The 18,534-nt window shown below is 46.9% G+C and carries 19 protein-coding genes; 13 read left to right on the top strand and 6 right to left on the bottom strand.

What is annotated here, in order from left to right; genetic code table 11:
* Nucleotides 1-9: 9 nt before the first annotated feature.
* Nucleotides 10-765: a phospholipid-binding lipoprotein MlaA gene (gene mlaA, locus HYN51_RS10300; RefSeq protein ID WP_108899946.1), complete on the top strand. Its 756-nt coding sequence runs from the start codon at nucleotides 10-12 to the stop codon at nucleotides 763-765.
* Nucleotides 766-948: 183 nt separating this feature from the next.
* On the opposite strand, the gene fadL is transcribed toward mlaA, so the two are convergent.
* Complete coding sequence (fadL, locus tag HYN51_RS10295; protein ID WP_108899945.1) at nucleotides 949-2,244, bottom strand: long-chain fatty acid transporter FadL; 1,296 nt, start codon at nucleotides 2,242-2,244, stop codon at nucleotides 949-951.
* A 416-nt stretch (nucleotides 2,245-2,660) separates the two neighbouring features.
* Between fadL and HYN51_RS10290 the strand changes: the two genes are divergently transcribed.
* Nucleotides 2,661-2,954, top strand: coding sequence for a YfcZ/YiiS family protein (locus tag HYN51_RS10290; protein ID WP_108899944.1), 294 nt, complete (start codon nucleotides 2,661-2,663; stop codon nucleotides 2,952-2,954).
* A gap of 79 nt (nucleotides 2,955-3,033) precedes the next feature.
* Nucleotides 3,034-3,513, top strand: coding sequence for a phosphohistidine phosphatase SixA (gene sixA / locus HYN51_RS10285; RefSeq protein ID WP_108899943.1), 480 nt, complete (start codon nucleotides 3,034-3,036; stop codon nucleotides 3,511-3,513).
* 92 nt (nucleotides 3,514-3,605) lie between these two features.
* Here sixA and HYN51_RS10280 read toward each other — a convergent pair whose 3' ends face one another.
* From HYN51_RS10280 to smrB, 3 genes are all read right to left on the bottom strand, one after another.
* A complete protein-coding gene (locus HYN51_RS10280) occupies nucleotides 3,606-3,929 on the bottom strand; it encodes a low molecular weight protein tyrosine phosphatase family protein (protein ID WP_108899942.1) in 324 nt (107 codons plus the stop codon).
* Between the two features lie 335 nt (nucleotides 3,930-4,264).
* On the bottom strand, nucleotides 4,265-4,678 hold the full coding sequence (locus tag HYN51_RS10270; RefSeq protein ID WP_157953026.1) for a hypothetical protein: 414 nt from the start codon (nucleotides 4,676-4,678) through the stop codon (nucleotides 4,265-4,267).
* A gap of 74 nt (nucleotides 4,679-4,752) precedes the next feature.
* On the bottom strand, nucleotides 4,753-5,304 hold the full coding sequence (gene smrB / locus HYN51_RS10265) for an endonuclease SmrB (RefSeq protein WP_108899940.1): 552 nt from the start codon (nucleotides 5,302-5,304) through the stop codon (nucleotides 4,753-4,755).
* Nucleotides 5,305-5,506: 202 nt separating this feature from the next.
* On the opposite strand from smrB, the gene prmB reads away from it, so the two are divergent.
* The 6 genes from prmB (at nucleotide 5,507) to HYN51_RS10235 (ending at nucleotide 10,192) form a co-directional block, all read left to right on the top strand.
* Complete coding sequence (gene prmB, locus HYN51_RS10260) at nucleotides 5,507-6,439, top strand: 50S ribosomal protein L3 N(5)-glutamine methyltransferase (protein ID WP_108899939.1); 933 nt, start codon at nucleotides 5,507-5,509, stop codon at nucleotides 6,437-6,439.
* A gap of 68 nt (nucleotides 6,440-6,507) precedes the next feature.
* A complete protein-coding gene (gene aroC / locus HYN51_RS10255) occupies nucleotides 6,508-7,593 on the top strand; it encodes a chorismate synthase (protein ID WP_108899938.1) in 1,086 nt (361 codons plus the stop codon).
* 11 nt (nucleotides 7,594-7,604) lie between these two features.
* On the top strand, nucleotides 7,605-8,441 hold the full coding sequence (gene mepA / locus HYN51_RS10250; protein WP_108899937.1) for a penicillin-insensitive murein endopeptidase: 837 nt from the start codon (nucleotides 7,605-7,607) through the stop codon (nucleotides 8,439-8,441).
* Between the two features lie 3 nt (nucleotides 8,442-8,444).
* Nucleotides 8,445-9,245, top strand: coding sequence for a sulfite exporter TauE/SafE family protein (locus tag HYN51_RS10245; protein ID WP_108899936.1), 801 nt, complete (start codon nucleotides 8,445-8,447; stop codon nucleotides 9,243-9,245).
* 43 nt (nucleotides 9,246-9,288) lie between these two features.
* Nucleotides 9,289-9,849 (top strand): elongation factor P hydroxylase, encoded by a 561-nt coding sequence (locus HYN51_RS10240; RefSeq protein WP_108899935.1) that lies wholly within the window; start codon nucleotides 9,289-9,291, stop codon nucleotides 9,847-9,849.
* A 70-nt stretch (nucleotides 9,850-9,919) separates the two neighbouring features.
* Nucleotides 9,920-10,192, top strand: a complete 273-nt coding sequence (locus HYN51_RS10235) for a YfcL family protein (RefSeq protein WP_108899934.1) — start codon at nucleotides 9,920-9,922, stop codon at nucleotides 10,190-10,192.
* Between the two features lie 58 nt (nucleotides 10,193-10,250).
* Here the strand turns inward: HYN51_RS10235 and mnmC are convergent, their stop codons facing one another.
* Nucleotides 10,251-12,275, bottom strand: coding sequence for a bifunctional tRNA (5-methylaminomethyl-2-thiouridine)(34)-methyltransferase MnmD/FAD-dependent 5-carboxymethylaminomethyl-2-thiouridine(34) oxidoreductase MnmC (mnmC, locus tag HYN51_RS10230; RefSeq protein ID WP_108899933.1), 2,025 nt, complete (start codon nucleotides 12,273-12,275; stop codon nucleotides 10,251-10,253).
* Nucleotides 12,276-12,450: 175 nt separating this feature from the next.
* Here mnmC and fabB point away from each other — a divergent pair, with 175 nt between their 5' ends.
* Entirely contained in the window at nucleotides 12,451-13,665 is a 1,215-nt protein-coding gene (fabB, locus tag HYN51_RS10225; RefSeq protein WP_108899932.1) for a beta-ketoacyl-ACP synthase I, read from the top strand.
* Between the two features lie 181 nt (nucleotides 13,666-13,846).
* Nucleotides 13,847-14,755 (top strand): threonine/homoserine exporter RhtA, encoded by a 909-nt coding sequence (rhtA, locus tag HYN51_RS10220; protein WP_108899931.1) that lies wholly within the window; start codon nucleotides 13,847-13,849, stop codon nucleotides 14,753-14,755.
* A 254-nt stretch (nucleotides 14,756-15,009) separates the two neighbouring features.
* Here rhtA and HYN51_RS10215 read toward each other — a convergent pair whose 3' ends face one another.
* Entirely contained in the window at nucleotides 15,010-16,050 is a 1,041-nt protein-coding gene (locus tag HYN51_RS10215) for a PLP-dependent cysteine synthase family protein (RefSeq protein ID WP_108899930.1), read from the bottom strand.
* A 149-nt stretch (nucleotides 16,051-16,199) separates the two neighbouring features.
* Here HYN51_RS10215 and HYN51_RS10210 point away from each other — a divergent pair, with 149 nt between their 5' ends.
* Together HYN51_RS10210 and HYN51_RS10205 are read left to right on the top strand one after the other, a co-directional pair.
* Complete coding sequence (locus HYN51_RS10210) at nucleotides 16,200-16,661, top strand: Lrp/AsnC family transcriptional regulator (protein WP_108899929.1); 462 nt, start codon at nucleotides 16,200-16,202, stop codon at nucleotides 16,659-16,661.
* A 132-nt stretch (nucleotides 16,662-16,793) separates the two neighbouring features.
* Nucleotides 16,794-18,533, top strand: a complete 1,740-nt coding sequence (locus tag HYN51_RS10205) for a SmdA family multidrug ABC transporter permease/ATP-binding protein (RefSeq protein WP_108899928.1) — start codon at nucleotides 16,794-16,796, stop codon at nucleotides 18,531-18,533.
* Nucleotide 18,534 lies beyond the last annotated feature (1 nt).

Genomic DNA, 18,534 nt, shown 5'->3' with positions numbered 1-18,534 from the left:
GAGAAGAGAATGAAACGCCGTCTTATCAGTATGGCACTGGCCGGAGTGATGTTAACCGGGTGTGCTAACAGTGGGAGCCTGAACGAAGATGGAACCCGTCAGGACCCACTGGAAGGTTTTAACCGCTCCATGTTCAATTTTAACTATAAGTTCATGGATCCGTATGTTGTTCGCCCCGTTGCGGTGGTATGGCGTGATTATATGCCGCAGCCTGCGCGTAATGGCCTCAGCAATTTCACCAGTAACTTAGGTGAGCCAGCGAGCATGGTGAACAATTTCTTACAGGGTAACGTTTATGATGGTTTCCGCCATTTTAACCGCTTTTTCGTGAATACTTTGTTGGGTATGGGCGGCTTTATCGATGTTGCCGGTATGTCCAATGACAAGTTGAAAAAAGGCGATAACAAAGCGTTCGGTCAGGTGTTGGGGCATTATGATGTCCCTTACGGGCCTTATGCCGTATTACCTGCTTATGGCTCTGCGACCCTGCGTGATGAAGGTGGTGGTTATGTGGATTATGTTTATCCGGTACTAAGCTGGATAACCTTCTGGGGTTCTGTGGGTAAATGGACCGTTGAGGGTATTGAAAGCCGCGCTCAACTCCTCGATCAGGATCAGATGCTGGCTAACTCACCAGATCCGTATATCTTTGTTCGTGAAGCTTACTTCCAACGCCATGACTTCTTGGTCAATGACGGTAAGGTTGATGCTGAGAAGAACCCAAACGCGAATGCGCTGAAAGATCAATTGAATGATATCGATTAATAATTAATCCCTTGATTGAAAAATCGTAGACCTCCGATTAACAGCGATTGTTATCGGAGGTTTTTTATTTGTGCGATAAGTAAGTCTGTGTGATAGATAGGCGTAGTGATGCAGGTAATGTTTAAACAAAAAATAACGCCACCCGTTATGGGTGGCGTCAGAGACAAAACGGCAGGGCTGAAATTAGAAGGTATAGTTCAGGTTGATACCGTATAGCCATGCCTTTCCTTCTGAATGGAAAGTATAAGTTGGGCTCTTGGCCGAATTGTTCAATTTCTCTTCAATTTTCACTTTCTGACCGTTCATATAAGATACGCCAACATCAACTGAAGCATCTTTGGTGAAGTTATAAGTTGATCCCAGACTTAACCATAAGCGGTCTTGGTCAGGGATAGAAATAGAACGAGTGTCAGCAGGAGCAGCACTGTCGTCAAATGCGATACCGGCACGCCATGTCCAAGTATCATCATGATAGTAAGTGGTACCTAATGCTATGCGGTATGCATCACGGAAGTTTTCTTTCTTATAAAACAGCGTTTGCCCATCTGAACCGGTTGCATTGAGTTCTTTAAACTCGCTCCAACTGGTATAGCTTAAACCATAATGCATCGCCCATTTTGGTGCTACTTTATGGTATCCAGACAGTTCCCATATTTCAGGTAGGGATAGGGTCAAATCGCCGTTAATGGTTTGACTATTGGTTCCCCACGGCATCCCAGTCGCTTTCTGTAACGCATTATATTTAGATGGTAGTTCGCTGCTGTAATCGCCGCTGAAGTCGATGTCTACCTGAGAGCGATAGCTCAGACCGATGCGGTTTTCTTTATCAATTTCATATAGCAGTCCGGCGTTCCAGCCGTAGCCCCACTCGTCGCCTTTCATATGGACGACTTCGGTATCCTTTGGCATTCCGTTTTTGTTTTCACCCGCATAGCGGTTGATTTCTGCCTCAGCGTAAATGGCATTAAAACCAGCACCAAAACTGAAATATTCGTTAATACGGTAGGCTGCACTAAAATTAAGATTACCGGTTTTCAGTGAAGTTTTACCCGCCAAAGGGCCGGCTGTATAATCGTCGCTAAACTCAGTAGCAAGGCCAAAGTTGCTGGTTGCAGAACCACCCACAGCCCAACGATCGTTAATTGGGTAGATAAAGTGAAGGTTGGGAACCCACTCATTCGGCGTGATATCGCTAACTGACATGTCTGTGCCTGACGGTGAAGTACCGCTGATTTTTACCGTAGGCTGAACGTAAATGGCACCACCAGAAAAAGTAGGGCGGTCAAACATCGTCATTGATGCAGGGTTACGGCTGCCTGATGCTGCATTATCTGCAATAGCACCTTCACCGGAAAATGCACGACCCAATCCTGCAGCCGATGATTCTTGAAGCTGAAAGCCCGAAGCATACAGATTAGAAGATACTGCTGCGATAACAATTGCCAATGCTGACTTTCTTAAAATATTTTTGTGGTGCATACCAAAATCTCAAAAAGTTATAAGAATTATTACGGATTGTAATAATTGAGGCGGCATTGTAGGGAGTAAGGTCATGGCGACAGATTAGACCAGTTGAAGGCCATTATTGGGGTTAGAAAGCATTAAGACCTAATATTTTGTTTAAAAGTAAATACTTTTTACATACTGAATAGACATCCTTCAACATATATCAAAGTAAAAAATAATTAAAATTAGAATAATCAATTCATTATATTGATTCTATGGGTAAGGGTGATTAATAATTATCCATATGGTTAATGTGGCAATAACAAAACTCATGCGTAAATTTGGTAGGAAGAGTAGTATAGGAAAGATTATTAAATTTTGAGCTAGATCTCATTCAGGTTTTAAATGAAACGACTACTCAGCCGTTTTATTCACAGGAGAAGAGTACGATGTCTGATTCATTAAAATGTAATGCACAAGAAACTGCTGCTTGTTGTTGCGTTGATGTTGGTACCGTGATGGACAACACAGATTGCACTGCGTCTTACCAAAATATTTTTACCAATCGCGGCGAAGCCGAACTCATGCTGAAAATGCTGACAGAAAAAGCGCGGGCCACCGAGTCTGAGCCTTGCCTGATTGAAAGCCGTTTAACTGACGTTGCCGGTGGCGTTGAACTGAGTGTTGATTTCACATTCTCATGTCAGGCCGAAACCATGATTTTCCAACTGGGCCTGCGTTAATCGCCGCCAGTTTATTGCACAGTTTAGAATAACGCTAACGCCGGAATACCGGCGTTAGCCATAAATGGACGGAGCAAACATGCAGGTGTTTATTATGCGGCATGGTGAAGCCAGTTATCATGCTGACAGCGATCCGGCTCGCAGCTTAACAGAACGTGGGCGCAAGGAAACGGCCCAAATGGCGCTCTGGCTACGGCAAAAAATTGCTGAAATTGATTGGGTATTGGTCAGCCCTTATGTTCGGGCTCAGCAAACGTTGGACGTAGTCAAAAACGAATTTCCTCTCTCCCCTTCCTCTACCATCGAAACGTTCTCAGCCCTGACTCCGGGCGGAGATGCTACGCTATCCGCTGATTACCTGATGACGCTGGCACAAGATGGGGTGGGTTCCGTATTGGTGGTTTCTCATTTACCGCTGGTGGGCTATCTGGTCTCTGAACTTTGCGGCGGTATTTATCCACCTATGTTCGGTACTTCTGCTGTGGCGGCGATCACGCTGGATGCCGAAACCGGCAATGGCAGCATTGACTGGCAGCAAGCGCCAAGCTCGTTAGATTAATTGTTGAATCGTTTTTAGATGAGCCTCTGGATATTCCGGCCGTAAAAGTAGATATGTTTGAACGGACATAGCGCCCGGCCGGAAAGACCAACTTAGAGTCCTAGCCTGTGTGCTACCACTTCCTCCAACAAACGAACCAATTCCGGATCCATATATTGATAGTCGTCCGGAATATCCAGCACGTGAATGGTTTTATGCGCTATCAGACGCCGATATTCCGCCACAATACGGTTTTTATGTTTCTGTTCCATAACGCAAATAACATCAGCCCACCGTAATAATGTCGGGGTTAACGGCTTGCGGGCATTGCAACTGGTTCCAGCAGATTTAACCGAAAGCTCAGGATGGCGACGCCATACCTGTTCTGCGGTAGGGCTTCGCCATTGGTTACGGCTACAGATAAATAACACATTCATATGGCAGTCAGGCCTCTTCCTTGGCTTTTAGCGTTCGTTGGGTATTGGATATTCTGGGGTACTCAATACCTAATTGCACAGATCTTGCCAGCTTGACATGACGGGTGTAGAGCATCTTCCAGTTCTTTTCTTCACAATAGTCGTATTTTGCCCGACCACTCTGGTGTTTTTTTACGTTTGTTTTGTGAAAGCCGCCAGGCGCGATTTCGGATGCTATCCATATTTGATGCCTCATCAGATTAATCGTGGTTCAGCAGCCGCGATAATACAGAGAGGTTTACGGACAGATTAATGTCCTGCGTTGTGATACCGAATGTGGCAGATACCCGTAGTGGCTATTTCTGTGAATTGATAGCCGGTAAGTAGTGAATGGACTGATACACGACTACCGATGAGAGGGTTCCGCATAAAACAGAAATTAATAGCATATCAATGCCATAGCCAACAATAATAAATGCGGTAATCGGAAGTAGTGCCGAAGCCAAAGCACCAATCAACGCAGCAAGAGGAAGGCCTTGATATGAAGGCGGTAAACAGGCAAGAATGATTCCTGTTGCTAATGCGGGTAAACTTCCCCAGATATAAGCGATCAACAGGCCTATCAGCAGGTATTTAGGAAGATCATGGAAATAATCGGAAGGATAATCCATATTGATGTATATGGTGGGTATTGCAATTATCAATCCAACTAACGGCCCAAAAAGTGTAAACCAGATAGCGTTATTGATTATTCGATGTATTTTACTCATATCGGCCATTCCCCGAGGTTGCTCTAACCAGATTTTCCAGCAGATTAACCCGTGTAGGTGAAAATAGCGTGAAGTCAGAATAAGGACGGTTCTTCCGTTGTTTCCTGAGCAATCAGAACTAGTATGGCGGCGTTACCACCAAACTCTTTAGGTGCCTGATGAAAGGCTACAACATCCGGGTGCTGTGCTAGCCAAAGAGGCGTCTGCTGTTTCAGCACATAGGTGCCGTAGCCATGCATAATGCAGGCGCAATGAATATGCTCCCGACGGCAGGCGGCGATGAGCGCCCCCAACTCCTGTTTAGCCTCTAATTGCGTAAGCCCGTGCAGGTCAAGAAACAGCTCTGGCGAATAATCACCGCGTCTGAGTTTTTTAACTTCATAGCTATTGGCGTCGGGGCGCACGTAGCGGATCGGGCTATCTTCACTCAGTAGCGGTTGAAATTCATCAGAGAAATAGAAACTGGCATCCATCTGTTCTTGGAGTAGACGTTCTACCGGCCGTTTCTTCACTTTGGGTTTGATGCGATGAAGGGCCTTATCTTGGCGCAGGGGTTTCACTCCGCGAACGGAATCCCGAAATAACGCATATTCTTCATCTGATAAGGTAAATTTATTTTTCTTCAAGAGTTCAAAATTGGCTAAATATGATAAAAGATAATGCTTAGTGTAACCCGATAGCGCGTTCTGTCTACGTTAGATATAAAATGAGTATCAATATTTGTGCTGAACGGACAGCTGAATTACATTTGATTACAGCTGATTTGTTACACGCTTCGTGGCAAACTAGGGGGTTATTTGCATATTCTATTCCTTGCCGGAGGGCGCATTGGACAAAATTTTTGTAGATGAAGTGGTTAACGACATGCATACCATTCAGGATATGCTGCGTTGGTCCGTCAGTCGTTTTAATGCGGCAAGTATTTATTATGGACATGGAACGGATAACCCATGGGATGAAGCCGTTCAACTGGTACTGCCAACACTGTTCCTGCCGCTGGATATTCCGCCGGAAATGTATTTTTCTCGTCTGACGCTCAGTGAACGTCAGCGCATTGTTGAACGAGTTATTCGTCGGGTAAACGAGCGTTTACCGGTGGCTTATCTGACCAATAAAGCTTGGTTTGCGGGTCACGAATTTTTTGTTGATGAACGCGTATTAGTGCCTCGTTCCCCCATTGGTGAACTGATTAATCATTGTTTTGAATCGCTGATTACTCAGGAACCTCAGACTATTCTCGATATGTGTACCGGCAGCGGTTGTATTGCAATAGCCTGTGCTTATGCTTTCCCTGAGGCTGAAGTCGATGCCGTTGATATTTCTGCTGATGCGCTAGCGGTAACAGAACAAAATATCGAAGCCCATCGTATGGAACATCGCGTTACGCCCATTCGTTCTGACCTGTTCCGCGATATGCCACCGGTAAAATACGATCTGATCGTAACCAACCCACCTTATGTCGATGCGGAAGATATGTCCGATTTGCCGAAAGAGTTCCGTTATGAGCCGGAGCTGGGGCTGGCGGCGGGAACCGATGGCTTAAAGTTAGTGCGTCGTATACTGGCTCGAGCGCCAGATTATCTGAATGAAGGCGGCGTACTGATTTGCGAAGTGGGTAACAGCATGGTGCATTTGATGGACGAATACCCGGATATTCCATTTACTTGGCTGGAATTTGAGTGCGGTGGTGATGGTGTATTTATGTTAACTCGCGATCAATTGCTGGCATGCAGCGAACATTTTCGTCTTTATCGTGACTAATTTGTCACGACAATCACTTTACCGGGCTCTTGAACGCTCTGATGATAAATAACAGCTAAGGAGCTGTGATGGCAGGGAACAGTATTGGAGAATTATTCCGTGTGACGACATTTGGTGAATCACACGGTGTTGCATTGGGATGTATTGTTGATGGGGTACCTCCCGGTATTCCGTTGACGGAGGCTGACCTACAGCACGATCTGGATCGTCGTCGTCCTGGTACTTCCCGCTATACCACTCAGCGTCGTGAACCTGACAGTGTTCGTATCTTATCCGGCGTATTTGAAGGGGTAACAACCGGCACTCCCATTGGCTTGTTGATAGAAAATACCGATCAGCGTTCACAAGACTATGGCGAAATTAAAGATCTGTTTCGCCCAGGCCATGCTGACTACACTTATCAGCAAAAATACGGCCTGCGTGACTATCGTGGCGGCGGTCGTTCTTCTGCGCGTGAAACAGCGATGCGCGTAGCTGCTGGGGCGATTGCTAAAAAATATTTGCAGCAGCAGTTTGGCATTCAGGTTCGTGGTTATCTATCACAAATGGGTGATATTCGCTGTGAGTTAAAAGATTGGGATCAGATAGAACAGAATCCTTTTTTCTGTCCTGATGCCGATCGTCTGGAAGCGCTGGATGAATTGATGCGCGAATTAAGAAAGGCGGGTGACTCGGTTGGTGCCAAAGTGACGGTGGTGGCGGATGCCGTTCCCGTTGGATTAGGAGAACCGGTTTTTGACCGTTTGGATGCCGATTTGGCTCATGCTTTGATGAGCATTAATGCGGTGAAAGGGGTAGAGATTGGTGATGGTTTTGCCGTTGTGAATAAACGCGGCAGTGAAAATCGTGATGAGATTACACCAGAAGGGTTCTTGAGCAACCACGCTGGTGGTATTCTTGGTGGTATCAGCAGTGGTCAGCAAGTTATTGCTAATATTGCGCTGAAACCAACGTCCAGCATTACTATCCCTGGACGGACGATCAATAAGCAGGGCGAAGCAGTAGAAATGATTACCCGTGGTCGTCATGACCCTTGTGTTGGTATTCGAGCGGTGCCGATCGCGGAAGCGATGATGGCAATTGTTTTAATGGATCACTTGATGCGTAATCGCGCACAGTGCAATGACGTGAAATCAGATGTTCCACGTTGGTAAGGAAATTGGTAATGAAAAAGTGGTTTTTAGTCGCGGCAGTATTAGCCTTTAGTGCCGCTACCGTAACGGCAGCAACGCCATGGCAGTCGGTTAAAGAACCGGTTGCGGGAACACCTCAGTCTATTGGTGGTTTCTCTAACGGTTGTATCATTGGTGCACAACCTTTGGCATTGCAGGGAGAAGGATATCAGGTGATGCGTAGCCAGCAGTTACGCTATTTTGGCCATCCAGACCTGCTGTCGTTTATTGAACGTTTAACCAGTGAAACTCAGGCGAATGGGTTAGGTAATGTGTTGGTAGGTGATATGGGGATGCCTGCCGGTGGGCGTTTTGCTACCGGGCATGCCAGCCACCAAAGCGGCCTAGATGTGGATATTTGGCTGCAACTGCCAACGTCACGCTGGAGTGCCTCTCAACTTTTAAATCCAAAAGCCATTGATTTAGTTTCCGGTGATGGTAAGCGAGTGGTAGAAAGCCTGTGGCAGCCACAAATTGGTGAACTCATTAAATTGGCCGCCAACGATCGTGATGTTACGCGTATATTTATTCATCCGGCCATCAAGCAGAAGCTGTGCCAAACCGCCGGAACTGACCGTACTTGGTTGCGTAAAGTTCGCCCATGGTTTGGTCATCGGGCCCATATGCACGTGCGTTTACGCTGCCCGGCGGATAGCCGAGAGTGTGAAGAGCAGGCTGCTATTCCTGTGGGTGACGGCTGTGGAGAAGAACTGACCAGTTGGTTGGAAGCACCGGCTAAATTACCAAACGCTAAACCTAAAGACCCGGTGATTCCAGAGCCACCGGCAGCATGTAAGGCATTAATAGTTAATAATTTTAAGGCAGAATAATACATGGAGTGGCTTCCGCTCGGCGTTGAGATCTATCTGATTTTATTTTTTGTCGCAATGCTGGCTGGATTTATTGACTCCATTGCGGGGGGCGGTGGGCTGATTACCTTGCCTGCACTCTTGTCAGTCGGTATTCCGCCAGCCCAAGCGCTTGCCACGAATAAACTACAGTCCATAGGTGGATCGTTTTCTGCCAGCCTCTATTTTATCCGCCAGAAAGCGGTGGATTTAAAAGATCAGCGATGGGCTATTTTGCTGACGTTTATTGGCGCCATGTTTGGCGCCATTCTTATTCAGCATATTGAGGCAGATATTTTACGTTCTATTCTGCCGCTGTTAGTCATTGCTATTGGCCTCTATTTTATTTTTAGCCCCAAAGTCGGGGAATCAGATCGCCAGCAACGCTTAACCACCTGGCCTTTTGCCTTCGTGGCCGGATTTTGCGTAGGTTTTTACGATGGCTTTTTTGGTCCCGGTGCCGGTTCTTTCTTTGCATTAGCCTATGTTACACTGCGCGGCTTCAATCTGACCAAGTCCACGGCTCATGCCAAAGTGTTGAATTTCACTTCTAATCTAGCTTCACTGCTGTTTTTTATTCTGGGGGGGAAGGTGGTGTGGAGCGTAGGCTTAGTGATGTTGTGCGGTCAGGTTATCGGTGCCCGTAGTGGTGCTCGCATGGTGTTGACCAAAGGGCAAACGTTGATACGACCAATGCTGATTACGGTATCGTTCGTGATGAGCTGTAAACTAATTTATGATAACCACAGTGCTGAAATTCATCAGTGGGTTGCAGGTTTTTTCTAATAAAACAGTAGGGATACACCCTCTTAAAACAGAGTGACGTTAATTGACCAGACAACATAATCCTCAGGATCTTATCGATCTGTTTGAGCAAACTTTTGGTACAGATTACCAGACTAAATTGATTCAGGGCGATGATGAACCTATCTATCTGCCTGCAGATGATAAAACGCCTTATCATCAGGTGGTTTTTGCCCACGGATTCTACGCCAGTGCTTTTCATGAAATTTCTCACTGGTGTATTGCCGGAGAGCAGCGCCGTCAGCAAGTGGACTACGGTTATTGGTATTGCCCGGATGGGCGCAGTGCCGATAAGCAGTCCGAGTTTGAAGTGGTGGAAATTAAACCGCAGGCTTTTGACTGGCTTTTCTGTGTGGCATCGGGTTATCCATTCAACGTGAGTTGCGATAATCTCGAAGGGGATTTTCAGCCTGATCGTATCGCTTTTCAGCGTAAGGTCCATGCTCAGATAATGGAATATCTGGAGAAGGGAATTCCAGAGCGGCCAGCACGTTTTATTCAGGCGTTACAAAAATTTTACCAGACTAAACCATTAACGGCGGCCGATTTCCCTTATCCAGAATACCCTACAGGCTGGTGTAATTAATTCGCTCTGGTCTTAAATTCAAACGGACTTTTTGCAGCCCGATATATTATTAACCAAGTAGAGAAACCGCATGATTGCAGAATTAGAAAACCGGATACTGGCTTTGATCGATAGTAACGTTGAACATGCCAGCGATGATGAACTGTTTGCAGGAGGTTATTTGCGCGGTCATATTACGTTAGCGGCGGCTCAGGCTGAAGAGCTAGGTAGTAGCTGTTTGAACGATTATGCACAACTGATTGAACAAAGCTTGGATAAAGCCATTAAAGGCGGTGAACTCTCTCCACCGGATCGGGTATTGGTTTTCAATTTGTGGAAAAGTTTACGGCAGAAAGTGGAATAATTTATTTTATTTTTTGGGGTTCGGACTAACCGCATGACATGTCCGAACCCAATATGACTTACAGTGGTGTTCCTTTCAGTAGCTTTCTTACCCAAAGTCGATTTGGATTCAGCGCAGCTAAAATATCCGCAGGCAGTGGCAACGGCTCATTAAAGATCTGCCCTGCGAGCGTTTCTGCCAGCAGAGGGGCGGAGCAAAGTCCTCGAGACCCTAAACCGCTAATCATATACAACCCCGGCCATACGGGAGCCTGCTCCACTTTTTCCCCGCGTTTTAGTCTGAGTTGAAGATGTAGGTAGGCCTCGAGCAATCGTGAGTAATTCGCGACAGCGCCCATCATGGGTAAATGGTCACGGATGGCGCTACGCACGCTGCATCGGGCTAACCCATCGCTAATATCAATATGTCGGGGCCAGTCAATTTCTGGTAAACAATTTAGCAAGCGCTGGTGATTTTCTTGTTGTTCTGCCTGACGGTAATCTGTTTGACTATCGCCCCTTTCATAGCTGGCACCAATGCAATGGTATTGATGATTTGCATCCACCGGTGTCATATAGCCATCATAGCAAAGCACCTGTTTTAGCTGACTTAACTCTGAACTGGTTGGAACTTGTGTTACCTGACCGCGTACCGGTGTTAGTGGTAGCTGATTGGTTTGATCAAATTCAGTTACCTGATAACCGTTAGCTAAAATGACGGTAGCATGCTGGGTCCTTTTCCCGTGGCTAAACGTTAACTCCCAGCCTTGTTCAAGGTTTTCTAACGCCACAAGAGTATGTTTGTAATAGGCTGTCATGCCGAGAGTTTGTGCATGACGTAATGCATTCGTGGTTAACTGATAGGGAGAGAGCCATCCTCCTAAAGGATAGTGGATACCTCCACAGCCGGTAGGCATTCCACATAACGTTTCGGCCTGCTGCTGTGACAGTTGGTGGGCAATCTCTGGTAAAGGGGCGGATGTCAGAATGGCTTCATTCTTATTACGGCTCTTATCGTTATAGCCCAGTTGGATCACGCCACACCATTGATGATCAAACCGTATACCTTCACTTAACAGGCTGTCATAGCGTTGGCGAGCAAAGGTAAACGCATGGCTAAAGAAGCGGGTCATTGGATTTTGCTCCCGCCCTAATAGTGGGTAGAGAGCGCCCTGATAGTTTCCTGATGCGCCCTGCACCGGTTGTTCATTGGCACAATACAGAGTGACCCTCGCCCCGCGACGTAGCAGGGCGAGGGCCGTCATAGCACTGGCGATACCGCCACCAATAATCGCGACATCCATAGGTTGTTGGGCGCATGGGCTGGTGTACCAAGGCGCATTTTGCGGTTGTTGAAGAGGTAAGTTAGGCTGGCGTACACCCACTAGCATTTCTCGTTTCTGACCAAATCCCTTAATGCGTGAAACCTCGAAGCCGGCTTCCTTTAAGCCCCTGCGAACGAATCCGGCAGCAGTGAAGGTGGCAAAGGTGCCCTGTTCGGCGGCAAGCCTGACCATCTGTTGAAACAATAAAGGGGTCCACATCTCCGGGTTTTTAGAGGGGGAAAAACCATCGAGAAACCAAGCATCTACTTTTCCATTAGTGCTGTCATCAAGCTGAGGTAGCAGTGTATTAACGTCACCAAACCATAGGTCAAGGGTTACTCGTCCATCATCCAATAGTAACCGATGGCAGCCGGGCAGGGCAGAAGGCCACTGCTGCTGTAGTTGTTCACATAATGATGAAAATTTGGGCCATGTCTGATGAACCTGCTGTAAATCTGCACGCCGCAAAGGAAATTTTTCAAAGCTGATGAAATGCAGATGTTTTAGCGGCGCTTCCGGATGGTTTGTCTGGAACTGACGAAAAGCATGCCATAAGGTAAGAAAATTGAGTCCAGTGCCAAATCCGGTTTCAGCCACGGTAAAACAACGCTTTTTATGCTCAGAGAATCTTTCAGGAATGCCATTGCCCGTTAGAAAAACATATCTTGTCTCTTCCTGACCATCTTGATTAGAAAAATAGACGTCATCAAATTCTCGGGAAACAGGTGTACCCTGTTCGTTCCAGTTGAGGTCAGCATGTTGGATTGGGGTGTCATTCACGTTAAAAGACCGTCTGTTCAAGTGCTAGCGAGAGCTTAATGATGGACGACTCGTCAGAAAATTAACATCTTTTGTTGCATCTTTTTTGCTGATCGGACTTGTTCAGCTTACAAGTGTAAGCTAATCTGTTATGCAAATTCCGTCATGCTATATAAAGTAAAAACAGAGGTAATAGATGAAACGTGCAGTTATCACCGGTTTAGGTGTTATTTCTAGTATTGGTAATAACAAACAAGAGGTCCTTGAGTCTCTAGAGTTAGGACGTTCTGGTATTACCCATGCTCAGGAACTGCAAGATGCCGGCATGCGTAGTCATGTTTGGGGTAATATTAAGCTGGATACCACTGGGTTAATTGACCGTAAAGTTGCTCGTTTCATGAGCGATGCTTCGATTTATGCCTATCTTTCTATGCAGGAAGCGATTCAAGATTCAGGATTAGCGGATAATCAGGTTTCTAATGAGCGTACGGGGTTAGTGGTTGGTTCTGGCGGTGGTTCCCCACGCAGTCAGGTTGCTGGCGCTGATGGTATGCGTTCTCGTGGTTTACGTGGCGTTGGTCCTTACATGGTGACCAAAGCAATGGCCTCGGGTGTTTCTGCCTGTCTGGCAACACCATTTAAAATTCGTGGTGTTAACTATTCAATCAGTTCTGCCTGTGCGACTTCTGCACACTGTATTGGTCATGCCGTTGAGCTGATTCAACTGGGCAAGCAGGATGTGGTGTTTGCTGGCGGCGGTGAAGAGCTGTGCTGGGAACTCTCCTGTGAATTTGATGCTATGGGCGCGCTTTCTACTCAGTACAACGATACACCGGAAAAAGCCTCTCGTACTTATGATTCCGCTCGTGACGGTTTTGTCATCTCTGGTGGTGGCGGTATGGTGGTAGTTGAAGAGCTGGAGCATGCTCTGGCGCGCGGCGCGCACATCTATGCTGAAATCGTAGGCTATGGTGCAACGTCAGATGGTGCCGATATGGTTGCTCCATCAGGTGAAGGTGCTGCACGCTGTATGAGAATGGCAATGCAGGGTGTTGATACCCCAATTGACTACCTTAACGTACACGGTACTTCCACACCGGTTGGTGATGTGAAAGAGCTGGGTGCGATTCGTGAAGTGTTTGGTGATAATACACCGGCAATTTCTTCTACTAAAGCCATGACCGGTCACGCACTGGGTGCGGCCGGTGTACACGAAGCTATCTATACCTTACTGATGGTAGAACACGGTTTTATTGCGCCAAGCATTAATATTGAAAACCTGGATGAACAGGCTGCTGGTATGAATATTGTGACCAAAATGACTCGTCGTGAATTAACTACGGCAATGTCTAACAGCTTTGGTTTTGGTGGTACTAACGCCACATTGGTCATGCGTAAATACAACAAATAAGCGATTCAGTTTGTCGATAAAAAACTGCCGGCGAGATAATCATCGGCAGTTTTTATTTTATCGGACGGGGTAAACCCGTTGTGTTATTCAGGTATCATAGTGGCTATTCTGGCCCTGCCATCCTTAGTTAATAAAAGCTCTTTCGGCTAACCTGATTGCTGAAGGACGGTTAAGTATTTATATGTCTTTGAAAGATAAAAAGTCACCTGTATTAGTTCCCATCATTTTGCTGCTTATTGCCATATTATCTATTCAGGGTGGTGCGGCGTTGGCGAAAACGCTGTTTCCTGCGGTTGGCGCTCAGGGAGTAACGGCCTATCGCCTGTTTCTGGGTACCATTATTTTGATGATTTTTTTACGCCCGTGGCGTAAACATACCACCCGTATACCTGCTCCCGGTGCACGTTGGTGGCTGGTGGCGTATGGTCTATCCCTTGGCGGGATGAACCTACTGTTTTACATGTCTCTGAGAACGGTGCCTTTAGGAATTGCGGTTGCATTAGAGTTTATTGGACCGCTGGCGGTGGCAATGTGTTCTTCTCGTCGGGTGGTGGACTTCCTCTGGATTGGTCTGGTGATTGTCGGATTGGGCTTACTGCTACCGCTGCGACAGTCGGTGAATGGTATCGATCCGGTAGGTGCCTGTTGTGCGTTAGGGGCTGGTTTCTTCTGGGCGTTGTATATCGTATTTGGTCAACGTGCTGGCGCCAATTACGGCACCCGTTCGGTGGCGTTAGGCGCACTGGTAGCCACCATCATAGCGGTTCCCATCGGGGTTGCCCATGCGGGTAGCGATCTGTTTACGTTATCATTATTGCCGGTGGCTATTGGTGTCGCGATTCTGTCTACGGCATTACCATATTCTTTGGAGATGGTTGCCCTGACTCGACTTCCCGCTCAAACCTTTGGCACCCTGACCAGTCTGGAGCCAGCAATTGGTGCGCTTTCGGGGCTAATTTTCCTCAATGAAACCCTTTCCTCAATGCAATGGATGGGGCTGTTTGCGGTGATCGTGGCTTCGATGGGGGCTTCGTTGACGATTAAGCGGAAGGTAAAGTTGGAGAAGGTGGATATTAATTTAGAAAAATGAATTCAGCCGACAACTGAATGAGGGTAGCACGACTGGCACGGAGGCCAGTCGAGGCGCAGCGACGTCGGGAACGGCTCTGCGCCGGTGCGTGAGCCCGAATAAAGGTGGAGGGAAGTCGCTTTAGCGACCTGAATTCGGGGGCGAAGGCGCGTTCGCCTTTTAACGCCCCTTGCTAGGCCACTGGTATAAGTGTTTATTCAGACACGGTACTTATCGTGGACGAAATTGATTCGTAGCTAAATTTGATTTAAAAATCATAGGTCTAGTAATAATCTCTGATACTCACTTAAATTCCCAAGATTTTGCTTCACCCACTCCGGATTATAATAAGTATCCAAATATCGCTCACCACTGTCACACAGCAGAGTAACAATCGCACCGGTTTCACCTTTGTCGCGCATGCGTTTCATCAACTGCAATGCACCCCAGACGTTGGTACCGGTGGAGGCACCGGTTTTACGGCCCAAGATCTTTTCCAGCCAGAGAATGGTGGCGATACTGGCGGCATCAGGAACTTGCACCATTTCGTCAATAACCTGTGGAATAAATGAAGGCTCAACACGTGGGCGACCAATACCTTCAATGCGGCTACCACACTCGGAGGATGATGTACGATCGTTCGTTTGGTAATAGTTATAGAACACCGAATTTTCCGGGTCGACTACCACCAGTCGGGTGTCGTATCCCTGATATCGAATGTAGCGACCCAGCGTTGCGGAGGTACCACCGGTACCGGCACTCATCACGATATAGTTTGGGATAGTATGAGGTTCCCGCTGCATCTGGCGGAAAATACTGTCGGCGATATTGTTATTACCGCGCCAGTCGGTAGCTCGTTCAGCATAGGTAAACTGGTCCATATAGTGACCATTAAGTTCTTTTGCCAAACGTTCCGATGCTTCATAAATCTCTGATGGATGTTTTACGAAATGACAGCGACCACCGTAAAACTCAATCAACTCTATTTTTCGCTTGGCGGTACAATCTGGCATAACGGCAATAAATGGCAGGCCCAGTAAACGCGCAAAGTAGGCTTCAGATACCGCAGTGCTGCCCGATGAGGCTTCAATAATGGTGGTATCCTGCTTTACCCAGCCGTTAGACAGGCCATATAAAAACAGCGAGCGGGCCAGACGGTGTTTCAGGCTACCGGTAGGATGCGTGCTTTCGTCTTTCAGATAAAGATGAATACCGGGAAACTGAGGAAGCTGCAAACGGATCAAGTGCGTATCGGCAGAACGTTGAAAATCGGCTTCGATTTCACTGATAGCTTGTTTAACCCATTGGCGATTCATATTCTTTTCCTCTGATGACAGCGTATGGATAACCTGCTGGGCAGGTTGTGAGTCTATACTGATAGATTAACCGCGTTGATAGGAAAAATTATTGCTATTTTTACTGTATAATCGTCATATGGTAGAAAATATTTCTCTCCGAGGCCGATGTGTTAGATAAAATTGACCGAAAAATTCTGACCCTGTTACAAAAGGATTGCACGCTGTCACTTCAGACGCTAGCGGATGAGGTTAGCCTGACTTCTACACCCTGTTGGAAGCGCCTGAAAAGGCTGGAAGATGAGGGATATATTCGCCATAAGGTCGCGCTGTTAGATGCAGAAAAGCTAGGGTTGAGCCTGACGGCTTTTGTACTGATAAAAACCCAGTGTCACAGTCGTGACTGGTATCAAAGCTTTGTAGACTGTGTAGAAGATATGCCTGAAGTGATGGCCTTTTACCGCATGGCTGGTGAATATGATTATCTGATGCGCGTTCAGGTTGCCGATATGAAGAGCTTTGACAACTTTTATAAGCGGCTGGTTAATAGCGTGAGCGGGCTTAGTGATGTGACATCCAGTTTTGCCATGGAAGAGATCAAGCTCACCACCTGTTTACCTATTGCAGAATAGGGCTATTTTTAATAGCTAAATGAGAAATAATTTCATTTGGCTATGCTGGAAATGGTATCCTTTCGCCGCTGAAGATGTTGAATTTAAATTAACGCAGTCCCCTGATGATTGCCTTATGACCGGATTAATATAGTGAAACTGTTCTCTCAATTGCGCTGGTTTTTTGTTTTACAGTGGAAAAGCTATTTAGGTGCAGTGACACTTCTTATCACCATTGCCCTGATGCAACTGTTGCCTCCCAAGCTGGTAGGTACGATTGTTGACGGTATCACCCATCGCCAGATGGATGGTTATACCCTCATGATGTGGATTGGTCTGATCGTTGGCACCGCAGTCGTTATTTACTTGTTGCGTTACGTATGGCGCGTGTTGTTATTTGGTGCCTCTTATCTACTTGCGGTTGAGCTGCGTAATAATTTTTATCGTCAACTGAGTCGTCAACATCCCAATTTTTACCTGCGCCATCGTACCGGTGATTTAATTGCTAGAGCCACTAATGATGTCGATCGGGTGGTGTTTGCTGCGGGAGAAGGGGTATTAACCCTAGTGGATTCACTGGTGATGGGGTGTGCGGTATTGGTGGTGATGAGCGTCCAAATTAGCTGGCAATTGACGCTGCTATCATTACTTCCCATGCCGATTATGGCGATTTTCATTAAACGTTATGGTGATGAATTACATAACCGTTTTCGGGTGGCGCAGGCGGCATTTTCATCATTAAATGACCGCACTCAAGAAAGCCTGACCAGCATTCGGATGATTAAGGCATTTGGCCTAGAGAATTACCAGTCAAAGCTGTTTTCTGATGTTGCTACCGATGCCGGCACCAAAAATATGCATGTGGCGAGAGTTGATGCCCGCTTTGACCCCACCATCTATCTGGCGGTTGCTTGTGCCAATATGCTAGCGATTGGCGGCGGTAGCTGGATGGTGATTCATAATCAGATGACGCTGGGGCAGTTAACCAGTTTTGTGATGTATTTGGGCCTGATGATTTGGCCGATGTTAGCGCTGGCATGGATGTTTAATATTGTTGAGCGGGGGAGTGCGGCTTACGGGCGTATCTCCAGCCTGCTGGAAGAGAAGCCTGAAGTTACGGACGGCGATTTGGACTTACCGCCTAGTCGTGGCGTATTGGATATAAGCATTCAACGTTTTCACTATCCTCTGACGGAAAAAGCGTCATTGGAGGATATCCATGTAAGTCTGGAGCCCGGAAAAACCTTGGGGCTATGTGGCCCGACCGGTTCCGGTAAAAGCTCGCTATTGGCCTTGATTCAACGCCAGTTTGACGTCACGGAAGGGGATATTTTCTATCACTCATTACCGCTTCGGCAGATAAAGCTGGATGAATGGCGTGCTCGTCTATCCGTGGTTAGCCAGATGCCATTCCTGTTTTCTGCCACCATTGCTGAAAACATTGCACTGGGTTATCCGCAGGCTACGCAGGATGAGATTGAGCACGCTGCCGCGTTGGCCTGTGTACATGAAGATATTTTGAATCTCTCGTTGGGGTATCAGACCGAGGTAGGTGAACGCGGCGTTATGCTCTCTGGCGGCCAGAAACAGCGAATAGCCATAGCCAGAGCGTTATTAATGGAAAGTGAAATATTGATCCTCGACGATGCACTTTCTGCGGTAGATGGTCGTACTGAGTATCAGATCCTGCAAAATTTACGTCAATGGGGCAAAGATCGTACCCTCATTATCAGTGCACATAGACTCTCAGGATTGTTGTATACCAATGAAATTTTGGTACTACAGGATGGCCATGTAGCCCAGCGCGGCTCACATTCAGCACTGGCGGAGCAGGCAGGATGGTATCGCAATATGTACCGCTATCAGCAACTGGAAGCGGCATTGGATGAGTAAT

The sequence above is a fragment of the Limnobaculum parvum genome (genome assembly GCF_003096015.2).
GTDB classification, from domain to species: domain Bacteria; phylum Pseudomonadota; class Gammaproteobacteria; order Enterobacterales; family Enterobacteriaceae; genus Limnobaculum; species Limnobaculum parvum.
Note: the sequence above shows the minus strand (reverse complement) of the source record. Positions and strands in the feature narration are given on the sequence as shown.